27 protein-coding genes are annotated in these 23,786 nt (G+C 69.9%); 13 read left to right on the plus strand and 14 right to left on the minus strand.

Annotated elements, in window-relative coordinates; genetic code table 11:
• Positions 1-132 precede the first annotated feature (132 nt).
• Complete coding sequence (locus BM360_RS18675) at positions 133-1,017, plus strand: hypothetical protein (RefSeq protein ID WP_093317172.1); 885 nt, start codon at positions 133-135, stop codon at positions 1,015-1,017.
• A gap of 123 nt (positions 1,018-1,140) precedes the next feature.
• On the opposite strand, the gene BM360_RS18680 is transcribed toward BM360_RS18675, so the two are convergent.
• The 13 genes from BM360_RS18680 to flgB all read right to left on the minus strand — a co-directional run bounded on the left by BM360_RS18680 (position 1,141) and on the right by flgB (position 11,774).
• Entirely contained in the window at positions 1,141-2,073 is a 933-nt protein-coding gene (locus BM360_RS18680) for a flagellar motor protein MotB (RefSeq protein WP_093317175.1), read from the minus strand.
• Between the two features lie 3 nt (positions 2,074-2,076).
• On the minus strand, positions 2,077-2,940 hold the full coding sequence (gene motA, locus BM360_RS18685; RefSeq protein WP_093317178.1) for a flagellar motor stator protein MotA: 864 nt from the start codon (positions 2,938-2,940) through the stop codon (positions 2,077-2,079).
• A gap of 172 nt (positions 2,941-3,112) precedes the next feature.
• Entirely contained in the window at positions 3,113-3,928 is an 816-nt protein-coding gene (locus BM360_RS18690; protein ID WP_093317180.1) for a flagellin, read from the minus strand.
• 8 nt (positions 3,929-3,936) lie between these two features.
• A complete protein-coding gene (flgK, locus tag BM360_RS18695; RefSeq protein WP_093317183.1) occupies positions 3,937-5,280 on the minus strand; it encodes a flagellar hook-associated protein FlgK in 1,344 nt (447 codons plus the stop codon).
• Complete coding sequence (locus BM360_RS18700; protein ID WP_423228920.1) at positions 5,277-5,612, minus strand: rod-binding protein; 336 nt, start codon at positions 5,610-5,612, stop codon at positions 5,277-5,279. The genes flgK and BM360_RS18700 overlap by 4 nt, the downstream gene beginning before the upstream one ends.
• The gene (locus tag BM360_RS18705; protein ID WP_093317481.1) at positions 5,609-6,697 is read right to left on the minus strand and encodes a flagellar basal body P-ring protein FlgI; all 1,089 of its coding nucleotides are present in this window, start codon (positions 6,695-6,697) and stop codon (positions 5,609-5,611) included. The genes BM360_RS18700 and BM360_RS18705 overlap by 4 nt, the downstream gene beginning before the upstream one ends.
• Before the next feature lie 9 nt (positions 6,698-6,706).
• Complete coding sequence (locus BM360_RS18710; protein WP_093317185.1) at positions 6,707-7,468, minus strand: flagellar basal body L-ring protein FlgH; 762 nt, start codon at positions 7,466-7,468, stop codon at positions 6,707-6,709.
• 1 nt (position 7,469) lies between these two features.
• Entirely contained in the window at positions 7,470-8,258 is a 789-nt protein-coding gene (gene flgG / locus BM360_RS18715) for a flagellar basal-body rod protein FlgG (RefSeq protein ID WP_093317188.1), read from the minus strand.
• An 11-nt stretch (positions 8,259-8,269) separates the two neighbouring features.
• The gene (locus BM360_RS18720) at positions 8,270-9,019 is read right to left on the minus strand and encodes a flagellar basal body rod protein FlgF (protein ID WP_093317190.1); all 750 of its coding nucleotides are present in this window, start codon (positions 9,017-9,019) and stop codon (positions 8,270-8,272) included.
• Positions 9,020-9,047: 28 nt separating this feature from the next.
• Positions 9,048-10,328, minus strand: coding sequence for a flagellar hook protein FlgE (locus tag BM360_RS18725; protein ID WP_093317193.1), 1,281 nt, complete (start codon positions 10,326-10,328; stop codon positions 9,048-9,050).
• Between the two features lie 23 nt (positions 10,329-10,351).
• A complete protein-coding gene (locus BM360_RS18730; protein ID WP_093317195.1) occupies positions 10,352-10,999 on the minus strand; it encodes a flagellar hook assembly protein FlgD in 648 nt (215 codons plus the stop codon).
• Positions 10,996-11,400 (minus strand): flagellar basal body rod protein FlgC, encoded by a 405-nt coding sequence (gene flgC / locus BM360_RS18735; RefSeq protein WP_093317198.1) that lies wholly within the window; start codon positions 11,398-11,400, stop codon positions 10,996-10,998. The genes BM360_RS18730 and flgC overlap by 4 nt, the downstream gene beginning before the upstream one ends.
• 5 nt (positions 11,401-11,405) lie before the next feature.
• Positions 11,406-11,774, minus strand: a complete 369-nt coding sequence (gene flgB, locus BM360_RS18740; protein WP_093317201.1) for a flagellar basal body rod protein FlgB — start codon at positions 11,772-11,774, stop codon at positions 11,406-11,408.
• A gap of 209 nt (positions 11,775-11,983) precedes the next feature.
• Between flgB and BM360_RS18745 the strand changes: the two genes are divergently transcribed.
• From BM360_RS18745 to BM360_RS18780, 8 genes are all read left to right on the plus strand, one after another.
• A complete protein-coding gene (locus tag BM360_RS18745; protein ID WP_093317204.1) occupies positions 11,984-12,640 on the plus strand; it encodes a MotA/TolQ/ExbB proton channel family protein in 657 nt (218 codons plus the stop codon).
• Positions 12,637-13,104, plus strand: a complete 468-nt coding sequence (locus tag BM360_RS18750; protein WP_093317206.1) for an OmpA family protein — start codon at positions 12,637-12,639, stop codon at positions 13,102-13,104. The genes BM360_RS18745 and BM360_RS18750 overlap by 4 nt, the downstream gene beginning before the upstream one ends.
• A 161-nt stretch (positions 13,105-13,265) precedes the next feature.
• Entirely contained in the window at positions 13,266-13,754 is a 489-nt protein-coding gene (locus BM360_RS18755) for a flagella basal body P-ring formation protein FlgA (RefSeq protein WP_093317209.1), read from the plus strand.
• Positions 13,755-13,831: 77 nt separating this feature from the next.
• Positions 13,832-14,149: a flagellar biosynthesis anti-sigma factor FlgM gene (gene flgM, locus BM360_RS18760; protein WP_093317211.1), complete on the plus strand. Its 318-nt coding sequence runs from the start codon at positions 13,832-13,834 to the stop codon at positions 14,147-14,149.
• Entirely contained in the window at positions 14,146-14,463 is a 318-nt protein-coding gene (locus BM360_RS18765) for a hypothetical protein (RefSeq protein WP_093317214.1), read from the plus strand. The genes flgM and BM360_RS18765 overlap by 4 nt, the downstream gene beginning before the upstream one ends.
• Before the next feature lie 180 nt (positions 14,464-14,643).
• Positions 14,644-16,755: a flagellar biosynthesis protein FlhA gene (flhA, locus tag BM360_RS18770; protein ID WP_093317216.1), complete on the plus strand. Its 2,112-nt coding sequence runs from the start codon at positions 14,644-14,646 to the stop codon at positions 16,753-16,755.
• Positions 16,755-17,483 carry a FliA/WhiG family RNA polymerase sigma factor gene (locus BM360_RS18775; protein WP_093317219.1) on the plus strand — a complete coding sequence of 243 codons (729 nt, stop codon included), beginning with the start codon at positions 16,755-16,757 and terminating at the stop codon, positions 17,481-17,483. Before flhA ends, BM360_RS18775 begins: the two co-directional genes overlap by 1 nt.
• A gap of 91 nt (positions 17,484-17,574) precedes the next feature.
• The gene (locus tag BM360_RS18780; RefSeq protein ID WP_242653571.1) at positions 17,575-17,862 is read left to right on the plus strand and encodes a GIY-YIG nuclease family protein; all 288 of its coding nucleotides are present in this window, start codon (positions 17,575-17,577) and stop codon (positions 17,860-17,862) included.
• A 117-nt stretch (positions 17,863-17,979) separates the two neighbouring features.
• Here the strand turns inward: BM360_RS18780 and BM360_RS18785 are convergent, their stop codons facing one another.
• On the minus strand, positions 17,980-19,113 hold the full coding sequence (locus tag BM360_RS18785) for a flagellin N-terminal helical domain-containing protein (protein ID WP_093317224.1): 1,134 nt from the start codon (positions 19,111-19,113) through the stop codon (positions 17,980-17,982).
• Positions 19,114-19,376: 263 nt separating this feature from the next.
• Between BM360_RS18785 and BM360_RS18790 the strand changes: the two genes are divergently transcribed.
• Genes BM360_RS18790 through fliG form a run of 4 tightly spaced genes read left to right on the plus strand, consistent with a single transcriptional unit; the run spans position 19,377 to position 23,786 of the window.
• On the plus strand, positions 19,377-20,615 hold the full coding sequence (locus BM360_RS18790) for a sigma-54 interaction domain-containing protein (protein ID WP_093317227.1): 1,239 nt from the start codon (positions 19,377-19,379) through the stop codon (positions 20,613-20,615).
• 14 nt (positions 20,616-20,629) lie between these two features.
• Positions 20,630-20,968 carry a flagellar hook-basal body complex protein FliE gene (fliE, locus tag BM360_RS18795; RefSeq protein WP_093317229.1) on the plus strand — a complete coding sequence of 113 codons (339 nt, stop codon included), beginning with the start codon at positions 20,630-20,632 and terminating at the stop codon, positions 20,966-20,968.
• Between the two features lie 3 nt (positions 20,969-20,971).
• Positions 20,972-22,783, plus strand: a complete 1,812-nt coding sequence (gene fliF / locus BM360_RS18800) for a flagellar basal-body MS-ring/collar protein FliF (protein WP_093317232.1) — start codon at positions 20,972-20,974, stop codon at positions 22,781-22,783.
• Positions 22,776-23,786, plus strand: coding sequence for a flagellar motor switch protein FliG (fliG, locus tag BM360_RS18805; protein WP_093317234.1), 1,011 nt, complete (start codon positions 22,776-22,778; stop codon positions 23,784-23,786). The genes fliF and fliG overlap by 8 nt, the downstream gene beginning before the upstream one ends.

Raw genomic sequence — 23,786 nt, forward strand, 5'->3', positions numbered from 1 at the left:
TCGAAATGTTCGGCCGCGGCGCCTGTCGCCCGGCTGAACCGCGGGCGTTAAGCCGCGCGGCGGGCGCTGTCGAGCGGCGCGCGAATCGGCTTGGCTTACCTTTGGTTAACCTTGTCCGTTCATGGCTGTGGCATGAGCAGGCAGACGATCCGCCCAACGCTGGATCAGACCGGTGACGCGCAGGCGATCCGCCGCGCGATCGGCCGTGCGGCGAACCGCACGGGCGTGGATTTCACTTATCTGCTCAACCAGGCCAAATCCGAAAGCGGGCTGAACCCGACAGCCAAGGCGGGCAACAGCTCGGCCACCGGCCTCTACCAGTTCATCGACCAGAGCTGGCTCGGCGTGATGAAGCAGCACGGAGCAGAGCATGGCTATGGCTGGGCGGCGGATGCGATCCACCGCCAGGGCGGCCGCTGGACGGTGAAGAGCGAGTATCGCGAGGCGGTGTTTGCCTTGCGCAAGGATCCGGAGGCGTCGTCCTTGATGGCGGCGGCCTATGCCAGCGACAATGCGGCAGGGCTGAAGCAGAGCCTCGGTCGCGACGTCGGCTCGACCGATCTCTATTTCGCGCACTTCCTCGGGCTGCACGGCGCCAAGAAGTTCCTGAAGGCGGCGGACCATGCCCCGGGCGCCACCGCCGCGGCATTGTTCCCGCGCGAGGCGGCCGCCAATCGCACCATCTTCTATACCAAGAGCGGCGAGGCGCGGTCGCTGGGGCAGGTCTATGCCCTGATGGGCAGGAAGATCGGCGGACCCGCAGAGGCGCCGCCCGTCGCCGACGATCCTGGCCCGACGCTGATGGCGGAGGACCAGGCGCTCAGCCCGACCCCGCCCGAGGTCGCGACCGTGCAGCTTGCGGCGCTGACCACCGAGGGGGCGAGCGCGCCCTCGCCGCTGGAGGCGATGCTGGGGCAACAGGCGCAGGCAAGCGCGGGGATCGACCTGCTCAAGCCGCAGCCGGGGCAGGCGCGGCTGGCCTATCTGATGGTGCTGAACCAGCTGGGCACGGTTTAGGACCGCCTGCCCTTCTTCGTCATGCCGGGCTTGTTCCGGCATCCACAGTGACGCACTTCTTGCGGCCGATTGGCCTGGCGGAGGAGTGGACCCCGGACCAAGTCCGGGGTGACGACAGGCTTCTCAGTGCGCGGAAGCCTTCTCTTCTGTCACGCCCGCAGGCTCGACGGCAGGCACGTCCGCCCCACCCTTCTCCCATGCCAAGGTCACCGACATGCGGCGGTTGCGCGGATCGTAGCGGTCGGCGGGCACATAGGGCTCGCGATCGGACACGCCCTCGATCCGGGCGAAGCGGCGGGGCGCGACGCCCGCCACGTCGAGCGCGCGACGGGTCGCCTCGGCGCGGGCGGAGGAGAGCGTCCAGTTGTTGACCGCACGGCCCGCGGCATAAGGCAGCGCATCGGTGTGGCCGCGCACGATCACGTCGTTGGGCGAGGCGGAGATGACGCCCGCCACCGTCCGCACCAGCGCCTGCGCATCCGGCAGCAGCCGATCGGTGCCGAGCGCGAACATGGCGAAATCGGACTGATCGACGAGATCGATGCGCAAGCCCTCGCGTGTCTCGACGAAACGGACCGATTTCACCAGCCGCCGAAGCCGCGCATCCTTCTGCATCTTCTCGACGATCTGGCGGCGGAGCGCGGCGAAGCGGGCGCGATCGCGCTGCTTGGCCGCCATGGCGCCCTCCATCTTGCCGCCGGTCGCATCGCGCGGGATGGTGATGGACTTGGTGCCGGTGCCGCCGGACTTGGGATATTTGTCCTTCGCGGTCAGCGAATCGCCGCCGAGCGGGCCGTTGCCGCCGCCGGATTTCTGCCGCGTCTCGACAAGGGTCGGCGAGAAGTAGTCGGCGATGCCCTTGCGCTGCTTCTCGGTCGTGGCGCCGAGGATCCACAGCAGCAGGAAGAAGGCCATCATCGCCGTCACGAAATCGGCATAGGCGACCTTCCACGCGCCGCCGTGATGGCCGCCATGACCCTCGACGATGATCTTCTTGACGATGATCGGGCGAACGGGCTCCGGCTCGGGCGCCCGCTTGCGCGCTGCACTGGCCACGGCTTACCGCCCCCGCATACCGTCGAACACCTCGGCGAAGGCCGGCTGGTTCGAGTGGGTGATGCCCGAGCGCGCGGCCTCGATCACCAGCGGCAGCGGATGGCCCTGGAGCGAGGCGACGATGATCTGCTTGACCACCTCATAGATGGCGGCATCCGCCTCGATCACCTGGCGGCAGCGATTGGCAAACGGCGCGACGATGCCATAGGCGAGCAGCACGCCGAGAAAGGTGCCGACCAGCGCCGAGCCGATCATGCCGCCGAGGATCGACGGCGGCTTGTCGATCGAGCCCATCGTCTTCACGACGCCGAGCACCGCCGCGACGATGCCGAGCGCGGGCAGCGCATCCGCCAGGTTCTGGAGCATGTCAGCGGGGCGCACCGCATCGTGATGATGCGTCTTGAGGCTGTTGTTCATCACATCCTCGACCGCCATCGGATCGAGCGTTCCGCTGGAGACGACGACCAGTCGCAGCGTATCCGCGATCATGTGGATCAGCGTGTCGTCCTTCAGGAGCTTGGGATATTCCTGGAAGATGGTCGAGTTCTTCGGATCCTCGATATGCGGCTCCAGCGCGACGGGGCCGTCGGTGCGCAGCATCTTCATCAGGCGCGAGACGAGGAAGATCGTGTCGAGGAAATCCTGCCGCTTGTAGCGCGGACCCTTGAACACCTTGGCGAGGCCGCCGCCGAGCTGCTTCAGCTCCTTCATCGAATTGCCCGCCAGCACCGCGCCGACCGCGGCACCGCCGATGATGAGCATTTCGTGCGGGATGGCGTGCAGCACCGGCGCGAGATCGCCGCCGGTGAAGGCGAAGCCGCCGAACACCATCGCGAGAAGGACGACGAGGCCGATTGCTGCGAACATGGGACGGGAACGCCTTGGGTTAACTGACTGGAGACCGGCTTTAGCGTGGAGGCGTTAAGCAAGGCCTAGCGGCTGGAGCCGAAGAGAAGGACGGCGCTTCGACAGGCTCAGCTCGAACAGAGTTAGAGCCACCCTTCGTCATGCTGAAACGAGTTCAGCATGACGGAAAAGATTACAGCAGGTCGAACAGCGTCTTGGCGTTGAGCTTGGCGAAGACGGACTGGGCGGCCTCCAGCGTCAGCATCTGCGATTGCAGCTGGGCGATGGCGGCGGGCAGATCGGTGCCTTCGAGCGCGACCCGCTCCTCCTCCAGATCGAGTGCGGAGGATTTGAGCGCCTCGCGCGCATCGTCGAGCCGGTCGGCACGGACGCCATGTTCGGCGCGGACGCGGGTGAGGCTGTCGCTCTGCGTGACCAGCGCGTCGAGGCCGGTCTGCATCGCGGCGGGGTCGCCATCGCTCACTGCCTTCGCGGCAGCGCGCAGCATCTCCTCCATGCCGCCGAACGCATCGTCGCGGGAGACGGTGGCGGCCGTGGTCACGCCCTCGCCGATCGGGAGCTGGAGCGGCGTGCCCTCCGGGAACAGCGGGCGGCCGCGCGAATCGGTGGCGGTGCGCGCGGCGGCGACATCGTCGGCGATGGCGGCAAGCTCGGTCGCGATCGCGGCGCGGCTTTCGGCCGACTGGGTGCCGTTGCGCGCGCTCATCAACAGCTCGCGTGCGCGGTCGAGCCCGGTTGCGGTCGACTCCAGCGCGCCGTCGACGCGGGTCGCCGTGGCGGCGCCTGCCTGGACGTTGGCGGCATAGACGGCCTGGTTCGCCTCCGAGCGGCGGATGTCGGCGACGCGGGCGGCGGCCGCGGGATCGTCCGATCCGGCCTGGAGCCGCTTGGTCGACGAGATGTCGGTCTGCAGCCGCGCGATGGACTGGGCGAGCTTTCCCTGACGGGCGATCTCGGCGGAGATGCGGGTGGAGGTGGCGCCGATCATGGAAGCCCTCAGAACAGCTGGAGGATGGATTGCAGCGTCTCGCGCGCGACCTGGACGATCTTCGCGGACGCATCATAGGCTTGCTGGAAGCGGATCAGCTCCGCCGCCTCGCGGTCGAGATCGACGCCGCTGCCGGCATCGCGCGCCGCGGCCGAGCTGTCGGCGCGGGTGGCGGCGGAGGCGCTCTCCACCTTGGCGGCGGCGACGCTCTGCGAGAGGCCCGAGACGAGTGCTGCGGCACGCGCTTCGATGCCGCCGGCCCCCCGCGTGGCGGCGAGCGCGAGGGCATTGCCGTTGGCGCTGCCGCCTTTGGCAGCGGCGAGTGCGGCGGGATTGTCGGTGGCGAGCGCGATGTCGCCCGCCCCGGTCGCGGCGAGCAGGGCCGCGCCGGCAGTGCCGGCCCGGGTGGTGCCGCCTGCATTCCACGCGTTGATCTGCGCGGCGAAATCAACCGCCACTGCGTCGAGCTGACGCCGCCGGCCGGCGATGCTGGCCGCCGCATCGACCAGCCCCGACAGGCTGCCGCCCGACGGCGCCAGCGCTGAGACGGCGCCGTCCCGCTCGACGGAGAGCGACAGGCGGCCATCCTCTGCCGCGGCGAGGCTGACGAGCGCGGGGCCGCGGCCGTCGAGCAGGGTGGTTCCGCTCGCGCCCGCCGCGGTGATGCCGACGGCACCCGCCGCGTCGAACGAGACATCGATGCCGACCGCGCCCGCAATGCCGTCGAGCAGCCGGTCCCGCTCATCGAGCGCTGCGGCCTTGGCACTGCTGCCCTCGGGCAGGCGGCGGAGCGTGGAATTGAGCTGCGACAGCGCGGACAGGCTGGCGTTCAGCCGGTCGGTCAGGTCCTTCGCCTCGGTGCCGATGCCGGCGGAGACACGCGCAAGACCGTCGGCGCTGGTGCGCAGGCCGCTGGCGGCATCGTCCAGCGCGGTCAGCATGGCCTGGCGCGGCAGATTGCCTTCGGAATCGGCGGCGAGCGCGTCGGCAGCGGTGTAGACGGCGGTAAGCTTCATCGCCACGCCCTTGCTACCGTCCGGCAGTTGCGTCTCGGCGGTGGCCAGCCAGCGCGCGCGCGCATCGGCACGCGCGGCATCAGCGGCCGTCAGGCGCGCGTCGGCGATCTTGTAGGCATCCGCCGCGCGCGCGACGCCGAGCACGCGCACGCCGCCGACCGCCGAGCCATCGCGATAGAGCGGGTTGGCGCCGCCGATCGTGGCCGCAGCGCCGAGGGTCACGTCACGACGGACGTAGCCGGCGGTGTTGGCGTTGGCGACATTGTCACCGATGGTCGACAGGCCCGTCCGGTAGGAGGACAGGCCCGACGCGCCGATGCCGAGCAGGTCTGTCACTTGGGCAGCTCCTCACCCGTTGCCGGCAGCGTCTTGCCGCCCGGCACCGTCTTGCCGAGCTGCGCCATCAGCAGCTCGGCGATGCCGAACGTGCCCTTGGCGGCCATGCCATCGGCGGTGCGCGCGTCGGCGAGGTCGCGGAACTGATCGCCGGCCGACGAGCCGAACATGTCGTCGCCGAGGCTCGCCGAGCGCATCGATGCCATGATCTGGCGGATGAACACCGCCTCGAACGCCTGCGCGGTGGCCTTCAGCTTGTCGGCGGGCTGGCCCGCCTGCGGCGTGGCGACGCTGCCGCCGATGATCGACGGGCCAGAAGCCGAACTACTCACAGGACCACCAGATCGGCGGTCATCGCGCCGGCCTGCTTCAGTGCCTCGAGGATGGCGACGAGATCGGCAGGCGAGGCGCCGATCGCGTTCACCGCTTTCACGATGTCGGCGAGATTGGCGGTGCGCTTCACCTCGAACATCGGGCGATGCTCCTCCGAGACGGAGACGGCGGACTGATTCTCGTCGCGCGTGCGGCCCTGGCTGAACGGCTGCGGCTGGCTGACGCGCGTCTGCTCCTGCACCGCAACGGTGAGCTTGCCGTGCGTGACGGCGGCGGCCTTGATCCGCACCGCGCCGTTGATCACGACGGTGCCGGTGCGCGCATTGACGATGACGCGCGCGGGCGCTTCGGCGGGATCGACCGAGAGGTTTTCGATCATGCTCATCAGCATCGCGCGCGCCTCGGCCCCCGGCGGGGCGGTGACGCTGATGGACACCGCATCGGTCGCGCGGGCCTGCGCGCCGCCCGCGTTGATCGCCGCGGCGACGCGCTGCGCGGTGGTCAGGTCCGCCTCCGACAGGTTGAAGACGAGCGTGGGGGCGGTGGCGAAGCCGGCGTCCACCGCGCGTTCCACCGTGGCGCCGCCGGGGATGCGGCCCGCGGTCGGCACGTTGACGATGACCGAGCTGCCATCCTTGCCGTCGACGCCGAGCCCGCCGACCGCAAGGCTGCCCTGGCTCATCGCGTAGATCTGGCCGTCGGCACCGCGGAGCGGCGAGATGAGCAGAGTGCCGCCACGCAGCGACTTGGCCTTGCCGATGGCGGAGACGGTGATGTCGAGCTTCTGCCCGGGCTTGGCGAAGGCAGGCAGATCGGCGGTGATCATCACCGCCGCGGCATTCTTCAGCGCCGGGTTGATGCCGGGCGGCAGATCGAAGCCGAAGCGCTGCGCCGTGCCCTTCATCGCCTGCGTGGCATATTCGAGGCTGTCGTCGCCCGTGCCGGCGAGGCCGACGACGATGCCGTAGCCGGTCAGCTGGTTGGCACGCAGACCCGACCAGGTGCCGAGATCCTTGATCCGCTCCGCCGCGGCGGGTGCGGCAAGGCCGACCAGCAAGGCAAGTGTGAGAAGCAGGCGACGCATCGTCATCCTCTAGAAAGGCGAGACGACCGAGAAGAAGCGCTGGAGCCAGCCCTGACGGCTGGACCGCGCGACTTCGCCGGTGCCGGTATAGGTGATCCGCGCATCGGCGACGCGGGTGGAGAGGACGCGATTGTCCGGGCCGATGTCCGACGTGCGGACGAGGCCGGCGAGCCGGACATGCTCGTCGCCGCGGTTGAGCGTGACCATCTTCTCGCCGCGCACCAGCATCGTGCCGTTGGGATAGACCTCCGCCACGGTGACGCTGATCTCGCCCGAAAGCGCGTTGGACTGGGTCGCCTGGCCCTTGCCGTTGAAGCTGCCGCCGCCGCCCAGCGACACGTCCGACTTCTTGATGAAGTCGAGCGGACCGGTGGTCGGCGGGGTCAGGCCGATATTGCCCTGCCGGTCGGAGGTCTGCGTCGAGCTCTTGGTGGCGAGCGTGCGCTCGACCAGCGCGATGGTCAGCACGTCGCCGACGCGGGCGGCGCGATTGCCCTGATAGACAGGAGCGTAGCCTTGGGCGACCTGGAAGATGGCGCCGTTGCCGGGCTCCGGCACAGGCGCTGGCATGGGAGCGTAGGTCGGCATCCATTCGGGATCGCGCGGCTTCGGCTTCTTGCGCGCGTCGGCGGGAGTGGCGGTGACGACGGCAAGCACCGCCAACGCAAGGACACCGTTCGCCCTGAGCTTGTCGAAGGGCCGGCCTCCCTTCGCCGAAGAAGAGCAGGGCTTCGACAGGCTCAGCCCGAACGGAGTGGGGTGCGGGGTCATCTCAGAGCTGCTGGTTGACATATTGCAGCATCTCGTCGGTCGACTTGATCATCTTGGAGTTGACCTCGTAGGCGCGCTGCGTCTCGATCATGTCGACGAGTTCCTCGACGACGTTGACGTTGGAGCCTTCGAGGCTGCCCTGGCGGATCGCGCCGCGCCCCTCGGTGCCGGCATCTCCGACCTGCGGCGCGCCCGATGCCGCCGTCTCGCCGAGCAGGTTGTTGCCGAGCGATTCAAGCCCCGCCGGATTGGTGAAGCGCGCCGTCTGGATCTTGCCGAGCTCGGTCGCCTCGGTCTGCCCGGCGACCTTGACCGACACGGTGCCATCGGTGCCGATGGTGACGCTCTCGGCGCCTTCGGGTACGGTCATCTCGGGGATGAGCGGCATGCCGTCCGAGGTGACGATGCGGCCTTCCGCCGTCAGGTTGAAATTGCCCGCGCGGGTATAGGCCGTCTTGCCGTCGGGCATCTGCACCTGGAAATAGCCGGCGCCCTCGATGGCGAGGTCGTAGCTGTTGCCAGTGGTCTGGAGCGAGCCCTGCGTGTCGATCCGCGCGGTGCCCTGTAGCTGGACGCCGGAGCCGAGCTGCGTGCCGGTGGCATAACGATTGTCGCCGGCCGATGGCGAGCCCGGCGCGGTCATCGCCTGATAGGCGAGCGTCTCGAAATTGGCGCGATCGCGCTTGAACCCCGTCGTGTTCACGTTGGCGAGGTTGTTGGCGATCACGCGCATCCGGGCGGACTGCGCGTCGAGGCCGGTGCGGGCGACGTGGAGGGCGGCGCTGGTCATATCCTAGATCCTCAATCCAGCTTCATCAGTTCGGCGGCGGAGACGTCGATCTGCTTGGCCTCCTGCATCATCTTCACCTGGGCTTCCCAGGAGCGCGCGGCGTCGATCATCTGGACAAGCGCCTGCGCAGTGTTGACGTTGGAGGCTTCCAGCGTCTCCGCGGTCACCTTGGGCTCGGGAGAAGCAGGAAGCGTGCCACCTTCGGCGGCATGGAACAGGCCGTCCTCGCCCTTGGCGATCTTGACGCCCGCGGTGCCCACCACCTTGAGACGATCGACCATGACCGGCGGCAGCGACGGATCCTGCCCGGCCGGCACGATGTTGATCGTACCATCCTTGGCGATCATGATCTTGTCGGCCGGCGGCAGCATGATCGGGCCGCCCTCGCCCAGCACCGGCTTGCCGTCGCCCGTGGTCAGCAGGCCGCTGTCGGTCTGCTGCAGGTCGCCGCGGCGCGTATAGGCCTCCTGCCCGTCCGGCCCCTGGACCGCGAGCAGCTGGCCTTCGCCGAACGCCACGTCGAGCGGGCGGCCGGTGGCGTTCATCGCGCCCTCGGTCATGTCGGCGCCGTGCACCTGTTCGCCCGCATAAGCGCGCGAATCCATGCCCGAGGCGCCGCCGCGGACCCACAAGGCCTGCTGCGCCTCCATGTCGGCGCGGAAGCCGGGCGTCGCGGCATTGGCCAGGTTGTTCGCCACCGCCGTCTGCCGCGCCATGAGCGAGCGCATGGCGGACAGCGAGGAATACATCACGCGATCCATGGATCAGCCTCCGTCCGATCTGCCGGAATCAGCTGCCGCGCAGGTTGACCGCGATTTGGGTCATCTGGTTGGCGGTATCGATCGCCTTGGCGTTCGCCTGGAAATTGCGCTGCGCCTGGATGAGCGCGACGAGTTCCTCGGTGATGTCGACATTCGCCTGCTCGAGCGCGCCCGACTGGATCACGCCGAGCCCGTCCGAGCCGGCCTCGCCGACGAGCGGCTCGCCCGAATTGCCGGTGATGCCCCAGCGCGCATCGCCCAGCTGGCGCAGGCCCGAGGGGTTGGCGAAGGTGGCCATGGCGAGCTTGCCCAGCTTCTGCGTCGTGCCGTTGGAGAAGGTGGCGGTGACGAGGCCGTCGCCGCCGACCGAGACGTTGTCGAGCTGGCCTGCGGCGAAACCGTCCTGCGTGAACGCCTTCAGCGTAAAGGGCGACGCCGCCTGCGACGTGGCCGTGCCGAAATCGAGGTTGAGCGTCAGCGGCGCGGTGGCGCCCGCGGGCTGCGTCGCAGGAAAGGTGACGGGACCGTTCGGCTGCGTCAGCTTGCCGTTCGCATCGAAGCTGAGCAGCGTCGGCGTGCCGACCTCGCTCGACCCGACGAACAGCCGCGCTTCCCACGTCGAGCCGGCATTGCCCGCATCGGGTGCGGCGGTGCGGGTGTAATAGAGCGTCGCCGGCAAGGCATTGCCGGTCGCGTCATAGACGGTCGTCGCGGTCGAATAATTGTAGCTGTTCGGATCGAAGCGGTCGAAGGCGTAGGGCGTGGAGGCGTAGGCTGCGCGCTTGGACGGCAGGTCCGCATCCGCCGGGAAGGTGACCGACAGATTGACCTTACCCGTCGCCTGCGCCTCGCCCGAGGTGGCCGGCACCTGGAGATTGCGCGTGGCGGCAAGGCCCGTCGCCGTCACGTTCCCGGTGTCGTCGACCGGCAGCACCTGCAGGTAATTGCCGTCGCCATCCGTCACGTAACGCTGCGCATCGAGGCCGAACGCGCCATTGCGGGTGAAGGCGACGTTGCCGCCCGTCGCATCGGAGCGGGTGACGAAGAAGCCCTGGCCGGAGATGGCGAGATCGAGGCTGCGATCCGACGTCTGGAAGCCGCCTTGGCCGAATTCCTGCGTGATCCCCTTCAGCCGCGTGCCCTGCCCGGGGATCGAGCCCGACTGGAAGGGCGAGGCGGAGAAGATATCGCCGAACTCGGTCCGGCTCTTCTTGAAACCGATCGTGCCGACGTTCGCGACGTTGTTGGAGATGGTGGACAGATCGGTCTGCGCGCCCTTGAGGCCGGAGAGCGAGGTGTAGAAGGACATGGAACTGCTCCTGACGGAAGGGCTTAGCCGAGACGCTGGACGTCGGCGGGATCGAAGGTGCCGATCGGCGTGACGAGCTTCGTCGCGCCGCTGGCGGGGGACTGGACGCCGGTGACGCCCGTCCAGGTGGCGATGGCGGGCGTGACCTTGCCCTCGGTGGCGGTCGCGTTGACGACGACCTTGAGCGGACCGGCAACGGCCTTGCCCTGCGCGTCCTTGCCGTCCCACTGGAACTGGACGGTGCCAGAGGGCTGGGCCCCCAGATTTTCGCTGTGCTGCACCGCGCCGTTCGCATCGACGAGGCTGAGCGTGACGCCGGTCGCCGCCTTGTCGAGCGTCACCTCGCCGCGATAGCTGCCGTCGCCAAGCGCGCCGGCGGTGTCGGAGGGCACGAGCGCGCCCTTGCCGATCCAGCCCGCGGCATCGCCGATGCGACTGCCGCCGATCGTGTCGACGATCGACTTCAGGCTCTGGTTCATCTCGGCAATGCCGGCGACGGACGAGAATTGCGCCATTTGCGCGACCATCTGGCTGTTGTCGACCGGATCGAACGGATCCTGCGTCTTCAGCTGTGTCGTCATCAGCTTGAGGAAATCCTCCTGGCCGAGCGACGACTTCTTGGTCGTCGCCGACGCGATGGAGAGCGTGTCGGTGGGGTTCACGGTCGTCATTTGCCGAGCCTCAGCGTATCGAGGGTGAGGGTCTTGGCGGTCTGCAAGACCTGGACGTTGTTCTGATACTGGCGCGCCGTCTCCAGCATCTCGACCATCTCGGCCGCGCTATCGACGGCGGCCTCCCACACGTCGCCATTGCGGTCGGCGAGCGGGCTTTCGGGATCGTGGCGCCTGGTCGGATCGGCGGCGGTGGTGACGACTTCCCTGACGCGCACCGTGGCGACGCCGGGCCGCTCGCTCACGGTCTCGAAGACGGGCTTCATCGCGCGGAAAGCCTGCGCCTTGGTGCCGGCGACCGAGTTCGCATTGGCGAGGTTGGACGCGGTGGTGTTGAGCCGCACCATCTGGGCCGACATCGCCCGGCCGGCGATGTCGAACACGCTCATGGGATTCGCCATCGCCCTCACTCCCCGCGCAGGGCCGTCATCACGGTCGAGATGCGGCCTTCGAGGAAGGAGAGCGTGGTGCGATATTGCACGGCGTTCTCGGCGAACTTGGTCTGCTCGGTGTTGAGCTCCACCGTATTGCCGTCGAGCGCCATCTGCAGCGGCACGCGGTAGCCGGTGGCGCCGGACACCGCCCGATCCACTGAACGGCTGTCGATGCCCTGATCCTTGGTGGCGGCGTCGAGCGCCTTGCCGAAATCGAGATCGCGCGCCTTGTATCCGGGCGTCGCGGCGTTCGCGATGTTCGACGCCAGCAGCGCCAGCCGCTGGCTGCGGATCGCCAGCGCATCGCCGTGGATACCGAACAGGTTCGAGCCCTGGCCCATGAGGCCGCCTCCTTAATCTTCGCCAGCCGCTGCCGTTTTGAGGGGCGAGCGGGCCGACCTTGCTTGATCACGACCACCGATAAGCAATGGCCGTGCCAAATGCCGCTGGACCACATGCAAACCGGCAAAGCGGAGGCGAGGCGGCAGGGGCGGCAGGAATTTGCCGGTGGGCGGCAGCGTGTTGCCGGGTGCCGGCGGGGGATCGGGGGATGACGCAATTCTGGGCCGAGATCGGCCGCTATCTCGATCCGCTGGCGCTCCTGCTGGTGATCGGCGGTGCGTTCGCCATCGCCTGCTTCCGCTCGACCGGAGAAGATCGCGCGCGCGCCTTTGCCGCGCTCGGCCCCCTGTTCCGCGCGGACCCGGCGCGCGACGGGCTGGCAGCGCTGCGGGCGCTCAGCCGGATCGAGGCGCGCGTGCAGCTGCGCACGCTGGCGCAGGTGGACCGGGTGGCGGCGGAAGGATTCCTGCGCCGTGCCGCGCGGCGGCTGGCCGATGCGCCGAGCGCGGCGGCGTTCGTGGCGTGGGGCGAGGAGGCGCTGACCGTCCGTTCGGAGCGGCATGCCGGCGCGATCGGCTTCTGGCGGGCGGTCGCGGATGCGGCCCCGGCCATGGGGATGATCGGCACGGTGGTGGCGCTGGTCGCCATGTTCGCGCGGATGGAGGATGCCGCGGCGATCGGCCCGGCCATGGCGCTGGCGATGCTGACGACGCTCTACGGTGTCGTCCTGTCCGGCGCGATCGCCGGCCCGATCGCGGCGCGGCTGGAGCGCCTGTCCGAGGCGGAGGCGGCGTGGCAGCGCCGCGCCGTCGCCCGGCTGGCGCGGCTGGCGCATGACGCGTTCGACCTCAGGGCCGCGGCATGAGGGCGGCGGCCGCGCAGACGCGCTGGCTGATGAGCTTCGTCGACCTGTGCCTGCTGCTGATCGCCTTCTTCGTGCTGCTGCACGCGCGGAGCCTCGACCCGCGGCAGCTGGCGGCGGGGATGCGCGCGGGCTTCGGCGCGGAGGCGGCGGCGGGGACGCTGCCGCTGGAACTTGCGGCGTCGGACCTGTTCGAGCCGGGCGAGGCGGTGCTGCGGCCTGACGCGGCGGCGCGGCTGCGTGCGGCGGGCGCGGCGGCCGTGCAGCGGGGCGAGCGGGCGTTTGTCACAGGCACCGGCGGCGATGCGGGTGGCGCGCGGCTGGACCGGTGGGAGCTGGCCGCGGCGCGGGCGGCGGCGGTGGCGCGGGCGCTGCGGAGCGGTGGTCTGGGCGAGGCGCGGATCGAGGTGGCGCTGCCGGGGGGCGGCACGGGGCCGCAGCGGTTAAGGGTGGCGTTCGCGGGCTAGTCCTCCGTCATGCCGGACTTGTTCCGGCATCCACCCATCTGCCCGGACAAGCGGCCGACGGATGCGCCGCACGGTGGATCCCGGACCAAGTCCGGGATGACGCGGGGGCGGGTTGGCCCGTCCCTTGCAACGCGCGCGGCACGTCCATCGGAGTGCCCTTCATGCGCCTGTTCCTGCCTGTCCTGCTGCTCGCCGCCCCGGCCGCCGCCGCGCCGTTCCAGAATCTTGCCGCGCTCGAGACGCGGCTGACTGGCGCGCTGGGCGCCGGCATCGGCGAGGTCGGCGGGCCGGCCGCGCCGATCGACCGGCGGCTGAAGCTGGCCGCCTGCCCGCAACCCGTCAGCATCGAGCCGCCCGCGCTGGGCGCGGTGACGCTCGCCTGCCCGGCGATCGGCTGGAAGCTGCGCGTGCCGCTGAAGCGCCTCGCCATGACCTCCGCCGCGGGATCGCCCGCGATGCGCGCCGCGCCCGTGATCAAGCGCGGCGATCCGGTCGAGCTGGTGGCGGAGCGGGACGGCTTCGTCGTTTCGACCCAGACGGTCGCGCAGGAAGATGGCGTGGCCGGCGGCCGCATCCGCCTGCGCGCCGACGCCAAGGCGCCCGTCGTCATCGCCGAGGTGGTGGAGCTTGGGCGGGCGCGGATTCCATGATTTAATCTTTCGGCAATCCCGCCGTAATCACAGGCGTGGAGGCCGGCGACGAGGCCGGCGAACGAAGGTGACGAGCGATGGTCGACGGGATCGGACCGACCGGTGCAGGCAGGATAGGCGCCACCCAGAGCGTGGCGCCGGTGGCGAAGGTATCGCGCACGGGGCTGATCAGCCGCGCCGCAGCCAGCGGCACGGTGCCCAATCCCGCGGCCGACCTTGCCGCCTTCGGTCCGCCGGTGGATGCGACCAAGGTGGCCCAGCTGAAGAAGGCGATCGCCGCGGGAAGCTATGCGGCGGACCCGAGCGCCATTGCCGACAAGATGATCGAACTCGATCTGCCCGCCCCTGCCCCGGCAAGCCCCGGCAAGACGGACGGCAAGGCGGGCGGCAAATGATTGCCGCCCTTGCCGGCCTGGCCCGCGCGCAGGAACAGCTCGTCTTCGCGCTCGACAGCGGCCGGGTGGAGCCGATCGAGACGGCGACACGGGCGCTGGGCGAAGCGCTGGCGCAAGTAAAGCGGCAGGGGGGGCTGGAGACGACGCCCGAGGCCCGCGATGCCGTGGCAGGCGCGCTGGGGCTGGTGGATGCCGCGGCGATCCGGACCAACTTCCTGGCCGAACAGGCCCGCCGCCGCTTGGACGCGCTGATGCGGGCGCGCGGTGCGCCGCCGCGGATCGGCTATACGCGGGCGGCGCAGCACAGCGCCTAAACCTGGCCGAGCGGCCGATGACCTTGCCGGCCGGTGGATGCTGAAACGAGTTCAGCATGACGGCCCTTCGAAGGTCTGGCACACCCCTTGCTTCATACGTCCTCGTGCAATCGACGAGGACTTCCGGCATGATCTGCTCTCCCCTCCCCGCCGCGACTGCGGCTACGGGAGCCTGAGACGATGGCGACGCCCGCGCTGACCAAATCGGTCTGGGCCGGATCGGCCAAGTCCGCGATCCTGCCCTTCGCCACGCTGATGCTGGTCGGCCTGATGGTCGTGCCGGTGCCGTCGACGGTGCTGGACCTCGGCTTCATCCTCAACATCGTCATCTCGCTGGCGGTGCTGATGGTGGCGCTGAACGCGGCCAAGCCGCTCGATTTCTCCGCCTTTCCGACCGTGCTGCTGTTCGCGACCCTGCTGCGCCTGTCGCTCAACGTCGCGTCCACGCGCGTGGTGCTGGTCGATGGGCATACCGGGCCGGCGGCGGCGGGGCATGTGATCGAGGCGTTCGGCAGCTTCCTGATCGGCGGCGACTATGCCGTCGGCCTGTTCGTCTTCGCGATCCTGATGATCATCAACCTCGTCGTCATCACCAAGGGCGCGGGGCGCGTCTCCGAAGTGTCGGCGCGCTTCACCCTCGACGCGCTGCCCGGCAAGCAGATGGCGATCGACGCGGATCTGAACGCCGGGCTGATGACGCCGGACGAGGCCAAGGTGAAGCGGCAGGAGGTCGCGACCGAGGCGGATTTCTACGGATCGATGGACGGCGCGTCCAAGTTCGTGAAGGGCGATGCGGTCGCCGGCGTGCTGATCCTCGTCGTCAACATCCTCGGCGGCCTTGTGCTCGGTGTCGTCAGCCATGGGCTGAGCATCTCGGAGGCGGCGTCCAACTATATCATCCTGGCGATCGGCGACGCGCTGGTCGCGCAGGTGCCGGCGTTGCTGCTGTCGATCGCGGCGGCCGCCATCGTCACGCGCGTCTCCTCGCCGCTCGACCTGTCGGGCCAGATCACGCAGCAATTCGCCAGCGCGCGCGCGTGGACGCCGGTGGCGGCGATCCTGTTCATTCTCGGCTGCGTGCCGGGCATGCCGCACCTGATCATCCTGCCGGCCGCCGCGCTGTGCGGCTATGTCGCGTGGAAGCTGCGCAAGGCCGCGCAGGCCGCCGCCGCGGTGCCGACCGCCGAGCCCGAGATCGATCCGACCGCGGCGCCCGGCATGATCGGCTGGGACGAGGTGTCGGAGGGTGCGAGCCTCAGCCTCGAGCTCGGCTACGGGCTGCTCGGCCTGGTGGACGAGCGCAAGGGTGCGCCGCTGATGGCGCGGATCACCGGCATCCGCCGCCAGCTCAGCCGCGAACTCGGCTTCGTCGTGCCGATGGTGCGCGTGCGCGACAATCTGTCGCTCGGCCCCAATGCCTATCGCGTCACGCTGGCGGGCGTCGTCGTCGGCGAGGACGAGGTGTGGCCGGAGGATCTGCTGGCGCTCGACAGCGGCGACATCATCATGCCGGTCGACGGCCGGCCGGTGAAGGATCCGTCCTTCGGGCTGGACGCGCTGTGGATCGGCGCGGACCAGCGCTCCGAGGCGGTGATCGCCGGCTATACCGTGGTCGATCCCGCGACGGTGATCGCGACGCACCTCAACCGCCTGGTGACGGAGGGCGCGGCCGACCTGTTCGGGCTGGACGAGACGCAGAAGCTGCTCGACGCGCTGAAGGACAATGCGCCACAGCTGGTCGCGGGGCTGACCCCCAATCCGCTGCCGCTCGCCTCGCTCGCCGCTCTGTGCCGCGCGCTGCTGGCGGAAGGCGTCAGCCTCAAGGAATTCCGCCGCATCGCCGAGGCAGTGATCGACGCCGCGCGCGAGGAGGCCGATCCGACGCGGCTGGTGGAGGCGGTGCGCTCGCGGATCGGCGCGCTGATCGTGCAGGGCGTGGTGCCAGCGCGGATGCCGCTGCCCGTCGTCACGCTGGATGCGCAGCTGGAACAGATGCTGGCACAGGCGATCCGCACGCAGCCGGGCGCCAGCCACCCGTTCGAGCCGGCGCTGGCGGCGCGCATCGTGCAGGCGGTGGGCAGCGCGGCGGCGCCGCTGATGGCCGAGGCGCGGCGCTTCGCCGTCGTCACCTCGCCCGCCGCCAGGCGGCCGCTCGCCCGGCTGCTCAGGCCGCATCTGGCCGATGCGCCGGTGCTGTCCTTTCTCGAAATTCCCGACGGCAAGGGGGTCGAGGTGGTCGCGGTGGTCGGCGGTGCGCAGGCCGCGCCGCGCATCGCGGAAGGAGTGCTGTGATGCTGCTTCAGACGATCGACCCGCCCGCCACCTACGGCCGCCGCCCGGCCCGCCCGGACGCGACGCAGCTGGCGCAGGCGCATATGGCGCTGGTCCGGCGGATCGCGTGGCACGTCCATGGCCGCGTCTCGAACGCGGTGGATGTCGAGGATCTGATCCAGGTCGGCATGGTCGCGCTGGTCGAGGCGGCGCAGGGCTTCGAGGATCGCGGCCACGCCTTTGCCACCTATGCATCGATGCGCATCCGCGGCGCCATGATCGATGAGCTGAGGCGCCACGCCACGCTGGCGCGCGGCGCGATGAGCCGGCGGCGCGATCTCGCCCGGGCACGTTCCGGCCTGGAAACACGGCTGGGGCGGGCGCCGACCGAGGCGGAGATGGCCGAGGCGATGGGGCTGGACGCCGCGGCCTACCGCGCGCTCGCCGACAGCGCGGAGGCGGTGCGGCAGGAATCGCTCGACGAGGTCTATTCTGATCAGTCGATGTGGTTCGCCGACGTGGAGGAACGCGCCGATGAGGCGATCGACCGCCGCGCTCTGTCCAGATTGCTGGCGGACGGCATCGGCAAGCTGCCCGAGCGCGAGGCGATGGTGCTGCAGCTTTATTTCGTCGAGGAGCTGAACCTCGAGGAGATCGGCCAGGTGCTGGGCGTGACCAACGCCCGCGTGTGCCAGATCAAGAAGAGCGCGCTGGACAAGCTGCGGGCCGGGTTGAAGGGGCGGGTTTAGCCTACGGCCCAGCCGTCATGCTGAACTTGTTTCAGCATCCACCGGGCGGCATGCTCGCTCCATGCGACAAGAGCGCCAGCCGTGTGTCTACATGCTCGCGAGCGGCTTCAATGGCACGCTCTGTATCGGTGTGACCAGCGACCTGCCCTGCCGCCTGCATCAGCATAGGGCCGGTACGGTGCCGGGCTTCACCTGCCGCTATGGTGTGCACCATCTGGTCTGGTTCGAGATGGCCGACACAATGGAGGCGGCGATCGCGCGCGAGAAGCAGCTGAAGGCGTGGCGCCGCGATTGGAAGATGAACCTGATCGAGCGTGACAACCCGGGTTGGCGGGATCTCTCCGTCGAACTGGGGCTCACGCCGCGTGGTGGATGCTGAAACAAGTCCAGCATGACGATGAGAAGGGCGGAAGGTCGCTTCCCAAAAGGAAACCCCCGGCGCGCGGGGGGACTGCGCGCCGGGGGCCCATGAAGCCGCTAGAAGGGGACCAATCCTTTAGCGGAGCAGGCTGAGCACGCCCTGCTGGCTCTGGTTCGCCTGGGCCAGCATCGCCGTCGCGGCCTGCGACAGGATCTGCGACTTGGCGAGGTTCGTGCTCTCGACGGAGAAGTCGGCATCTTCGATGCGGCTCTTCGCGTCCGTCATGTTGGTGACGTTGTTGGTCTGCGAGTTGACGACCGATTCCAGGCGGCTCTGCGAAGCGCCGAGATCGGCGCGGACGGTGTTCACCGCCTTCAGCGCAGCGTCGATATTGTCGAGCGTGGTGCTGTTGTTGGTCGCGGCGCTCGTGTTCACCGCCGCCTCGGCGCTGGTCTGCGCGGCGATCTTCTCGGACAGCGCCAGCTTGGAGCCCTTGTAGTTGGCGTCCGCAGGATCGTTGCTGGTCTTGGTGCCCTTGCCGTCGATCGCGGCCTGCGCAGCGGTCACCGCGTCGGCGTCGGCGGTGACGTTGGTGCCGGCCGCGGTCTTCTGCGCGAGCGTCGCCTGCGCCTCGGCGAGCGCCTTCACATTTGCGTCGTTCGTTGCCTGGGCGCCCGCCGCTGCGGTCTTGGTCGCCTCATAGGCGGCCTGCGTCGTCGCGCTGCCCTGCACGTTCAGGCCGGTCGCGTTGATCTTGGTGCCGTCGAAAGACTTGAGCTTGATCGACACGTTGTCGCTGGAGGCCGAGCCGGTCTGGATCGCAATCGTCTTGTCGTTCGCCGACGAACCCGTCTTGTCGAACAGCTTGACGCCGTTGAACGCGGTCTTGTCGAGCACGTCGTTGATCTGGCTGGTCAGCGCCGTGACTTCCGCCTGGATGTTCGAGCGGTCGTCGGCCGAATAGGTGCCCGACTTCGACTGAATGGTCAGCTCGCGGACGCGCTGGAGCATGTTGGTCACCTCGGACAGCGCGCCTTCGGCGGTCTGCGCCAGCGCGATGCCGTCATTGGCGTTGCGGATGCCCTGGTTCATGCCGCGGATCTGCGAGTTCATCGAGGATGAGATGGCGAGGCCGGCGGCGTCGTCCTTGGCGGAGTTGATCCGCTTGCCGGACGAGAGGCGCTCCATCGCGCTCTGCAGGCCCTGCGCCGCGATCCGCGAATTGTTGTTGGCGCGCATCGCCGAGATGTTGCTGTTGATGACGGTCACTGATGTTCCCTTCCGCTCTCATGGGTAGCCGGCGCGAACTGGAACTCCCCTGCGGCGGCTCGAAGCGGGTAACGGCAGGGTTTCGCCGCGATTAAGCCCGAAAATACGCAGACCGGCACGATCCTGCCGGAAGGCTGCCGGACGGCGGCAAAGCTAACGGGTCGTTAACCAATTGCCCCCATATCCATAAAGGCACCCGCACGACGCGCGGGGGCGATTGAACCCGCGGTCCTGACCAGACCGCGCTTTCGGGGGGAAACGGGATGGCGATCATCGGTCTCAGCGAGACGGCGCATGGCCGCCATCCCACCTTGCTGGCGTGGCTGGCGGGTGCGGGGCTGGCCGTGTCGCTGGTCGATCCCAAGGGGGTGACGGGTCGCGACGCGATCCGCATCCTCGACGCCTCCGAGCGCGCCATCGCCACGCACCGCGACATCCTGCTGGAAGCCGCCGACGGCGCGCCCGACTTCACGCCCCGCGCCAACGGATTTCCTGCCACGATCCGCTACGGCTTCGCCGACATCGCCTTCGCCCACGCGCTCGTGGCCGAGCTGATCCGCCCCGCGCACCGCCCCGCCTGCGGCGAGCCGGCGTCCGCTGCGCTGCTGCGGCTGGCCGAGCGGGTGGCGGACAGCGACGCGACCGTGCTGATCCTGGGCGAGACGGGCACGGGCAAGGAGGGCTTCGCCCGCTTCGTCCATGCCGCGAGCCCCCGGGCGGCCGGCGCGTTCGTCGCGGTCAACTGCGCGGCGCTGCCCGAGACGATGCTGGAGGCGATGCTGTTCGGCCACCAGAAGGGCAGTTTCACCGGCGCCGGTGCCGCCTCGGAGGGGCTGTTCCGCGCGGCGGAGGGTGGCACGCTGTTCCTCGACGAGGTGGCGGAACTGCCGCTGCCGCTCCAGGCCAAGCTGCTGCGCGCCATCCAGGAGCGCGAGGTGCTGCCCGTCGGCGCGACGCAGGCAGTGGCGGTGGACGTGCGCATCGTCGCCGCGGCGAACCGCGACCTTGCCGCGGAGGTCGCCGCCGGCCGCTTCCGCGCGGACCTCTACTGGCGGCTGAACGTGATGCCGCTGACGCTCCAGCCGCTCTCGGCGCGGCGCCAGGACGTGCGCGCCATCGCCGCTGCGCTCATGCTGCGCCACCTCCGCCCCGGTTTGCCTTTCCCGTGGCCGACCACGGACGCGCTCGACACGCTGATGGCGCACAGCTGGCCCGGCAACGTGCGCGAGCTGGAGAATGTGATCCAGCGCGCGCTGCTGCTGCGCGCCGGCCCGCGCATCGACGCGGACGACCTTGCCATCGACCCGACCCATGCGCTGGTCGAGCCCGCAGCGCCGACCGCGCCGGCGCGGCTGGCCGAGACCGCCAAGGCGGCACAGGCGCGCGCCATCGCCGAGGCGCTGGCGGCGACCGGCGGGCATCGCCTGCGCGCCGCCGAGCGGCTGGGCATCAGCGAGCGCACGCTCCGCTACCGCCTCGCCGACATGCGCGCCGCGGCGTGAGCGGATAGCCCGAGATGAACACGATCACCCCCTCCTCGCTGCTGGCGATGCGGACGCAAATCCTGCAGCAGAACAGCGCGCTGCAGAAGGTGGCGGGCGCCGCCGCCGCGCCCGCCCCCGCGCAGGCCGCGCCGACTGATTTCTCGACCACGCTGAAGGGCGCGCTGGAGCAGGTGAACGGCCTGCAATCCAAGGCCGAGGCGGTGTCGAGCAGCTATGAGCGCGGCGAGACCACCGACATCGCCGCCGTCATGCTCGCCCGCGAGCAGGCGTCGGTCGGCTTCCAGGCCACGTTGCAGGTCCGCAACAAGCTCCTTGCCGCATACAAGGACATCATGAGCATGCCGGTCTAAGCCATGGCAGATCTCGTCGCCTCCGGGGCCCAAGTGATCCCCTCCAACGCCGCCACCCCGCCCTTGGTCCGCATCGGCGGCCAGGGCCCGGCCGGCCCCATTCTCGAGAAGGTCCGCGCCTTCACCGCGCAGCCGGCGGTGGCGAAGAGCCTGCCGATGGCAGGCCTCGTCGGCCTGCTCGGCGCCGGGGCGCTGGTCTGGTCGACGCTGTCGGCGCCGCCGCAGAAGGACCTGTTCGCAGGGCTGGGCGACGCGGACAAGGCGGCCGTGGCGGACGCGCTCAAGGCCTCCGCCATCGACTATGCGGTGGATCGCTCGACCGGCGCGATCACGGTCTCCGAAAGCGATTATTACCAGGCCAAGATGCTGCTGGCGCAGCAGGGCCTGCCCAAGGCCGCGCCGGAGGCGGACAGCGTGCTGACCTCCCTGCCGATGGGCGCCAGCCGCGCCGTCGAGGGCGAGCGGGTGCGCGCGGCGCAGGAAGCGGACCTCGCCCGTACGATCGAGGCGATCGACTCGGTCGAGAAGGCGCGCGTCCACCTCGCGGTCGAGGCGCCGAGCGTGTTCCTGCGCGAGCGTTCCGCCCCGGCCGCGTCGGTGATGCTGAAGCTCCGCTCGGGCCGGCAGCTCTCCGACACGCAGACGCGCGCCATTGCGCAGCTGGTCGCCGCCTCCATCCCCGGCATGTCGGCGGACGGCGTGTCGATCGTCGACCAGTCGGGCCGGCTGCTGTCGGGCGGCGCGAGCGACCCTGCGGCGCAGGCGACGATGCGGCAGATCGAGATCCAGAACGGGATCGAGGGCCGCTATGCCGACGCGCTGACCAAGCTGCTGACGCCGCTGGTCGGCGCGGGCAACTTCACCGCGGAGGTGCATGCCGATCTCGACTTCACCGAGACGCAGGCGACGCGCGAAAGCTTCCCCAAGGCGGATGCGGTGGTCCGCTCCGAACAGGGGCAATGGTCCAAGGAAGGGGCGCAGGGCGCCAATCCGTCGGGCATCCCGGGTTATCTCTCCAACCAGGCGCCCGGCGGCGCGCAAGTGTCGGGCGAAGCGCCGGCGCAGCCTGCCGCCGCGACCCCGGCAGCACCCGGCACGCCCGGTGCGCCCGGCACCCCCGGCGCGGCGACGCCCGGCACGCAGCAGGCGCAGGGTGTCGCGGTGACGCCCGGCATGGTGCCGTCCGACCGCACCTCCGAGACGTTCAACCGCACGTTCGAGCTCGGCCGCGAGGTCGCTGTCATCAAATCGCCCTCGGGCACGGTGAAGCGCCTGTCGGTCGCGGTCGCGCTGAAGCAGCCGGAAGGCGGCAAGCCGCGCAGCAAGGCGGAGATCGCCGCGCTGGAGCAGCTGATCCGCGGTGCCGTCGGCTATGATGCGCAGCGCGGCGACCTGATCGCCGTCTCCGCCCGCGATTTCGCGCCCGACACGATCGAGGCGGCGCCCTGGTACGAGGCGTCGTGGGTGGCGCTGCTGGCGCGCAACCTGTCCGCGCTGCTCGTCGCCGCGCTGCTGGTGTTCGGCATCGGCCGGCCGCTGCTCGCCGGGCGCAAGGCGGCAGCGGCGAAGAAGGCGGAAGCGGCGAAGGAGGAGCGCTCGAAGCTCGGCAACGAGATCGGGACGGCGCTGGCGCAGGCGCCCGCAGTCGATCCGGAGAAGCCCGTGACGCTCGACATGATCGAGGCGGCCCCCTCCTACCAGCACCGCGCCGCGCTGATCCGCAACTTCGTCAAGCAGGATCCGGCCCGCGCCGCTTTGGTGGTGCGCGACCTGATCCGCGCCGACATGGCGCCTGCGGAGGCGGCCAATGGCTGATCCGTTGAACGCGGTGCCGCAGGGCGGCGAGGCCGCGGCGATCCTGCTGATGCTGCTGCCCGAGGAGGAAGCGGCGGAGGTGCTCTCCCGGCTCGATCCGGAGGAGGTGCAGCATCTGGGCGGCGCGATGTTCGGCGTGGCCGACGTGTCCGAGGGGCAGGTGAACGGCGTGCTCGACATGTTCGTCGAGCGGGCCAGGCAGCGCACCACCCTGGGCTTCGAGAGCGATGCGCAGATCCGCGGCATGATGAGCCGCGCGCTGGGCGCCGACCGCGCCGAGAACGTGCTGGCGCGCATCACGCCGCAGACGCGCGCCTCGACGTTGGACACGCTGAAGTGGATGGACCCGCGCACGATCGCCTCGCTGGTGGAGCATGAGCATCCGCAGGTCGTGGCGCTGGTGCTGGCGCATCTGGAAGCGCCGGTCGCCGCCGACGTGCTGCAACTGCTCGATCCCGAGCAGCAGCCCGATATCGTCTACCGCGTCGCGACGCTGGGGCCGGTGACGGCGGAGGCGCTGGACGACCTCGAGCGCATCCTGCTGCGCCAGGTGGCGCGCAGCAATTCGGGCACCACCTCCAAGCGCGGCGGCGCGTCGGAGGCGGCGAAGATCGTCAACAATACGCGCAAAAGCGCGGAGCAGCGCATCGTCCGTGCGCTCGGCAAGCTCGACAAGACGCTGGCCAAGACGATCGAGGACGAGATGTTCGTGTTCGAGAACCTGCTCGACATCGACGAGAAGGGCCTCGGCACGCTGCTGCGGACGGTGGACAACGAGGTGTTGATCGTCGCGCTGAAGGGTGCGGACGAGCGGATCAAGACGCGCATGTTCGGCTGCATGTCCAGCCGCGCGGCGCAGTCGATCCAGGACGAGATCGTCGGCCGCGGCCCGATGCGGCTGGCCGAGGTGCAGGATGCGCAGCGCGAAGTGCTGTCCGTCGCCAAGCGGCTGGCGGATGCGGGCACGATCATGCTGGGCGGACAGGGGGACGACTTTGTCTGA

It is taken from the genome of Sphingomonas jatrophae, from assembly GCF_900113315.1.
GTDB classification, from domain to species: Bacteria; Pseudomonadota; Alphaproteobacteria; order Sphingomonadales; family Sphingomonadaceae; genus Sphingomonas_P; species Sphingomonas_P jatrophae.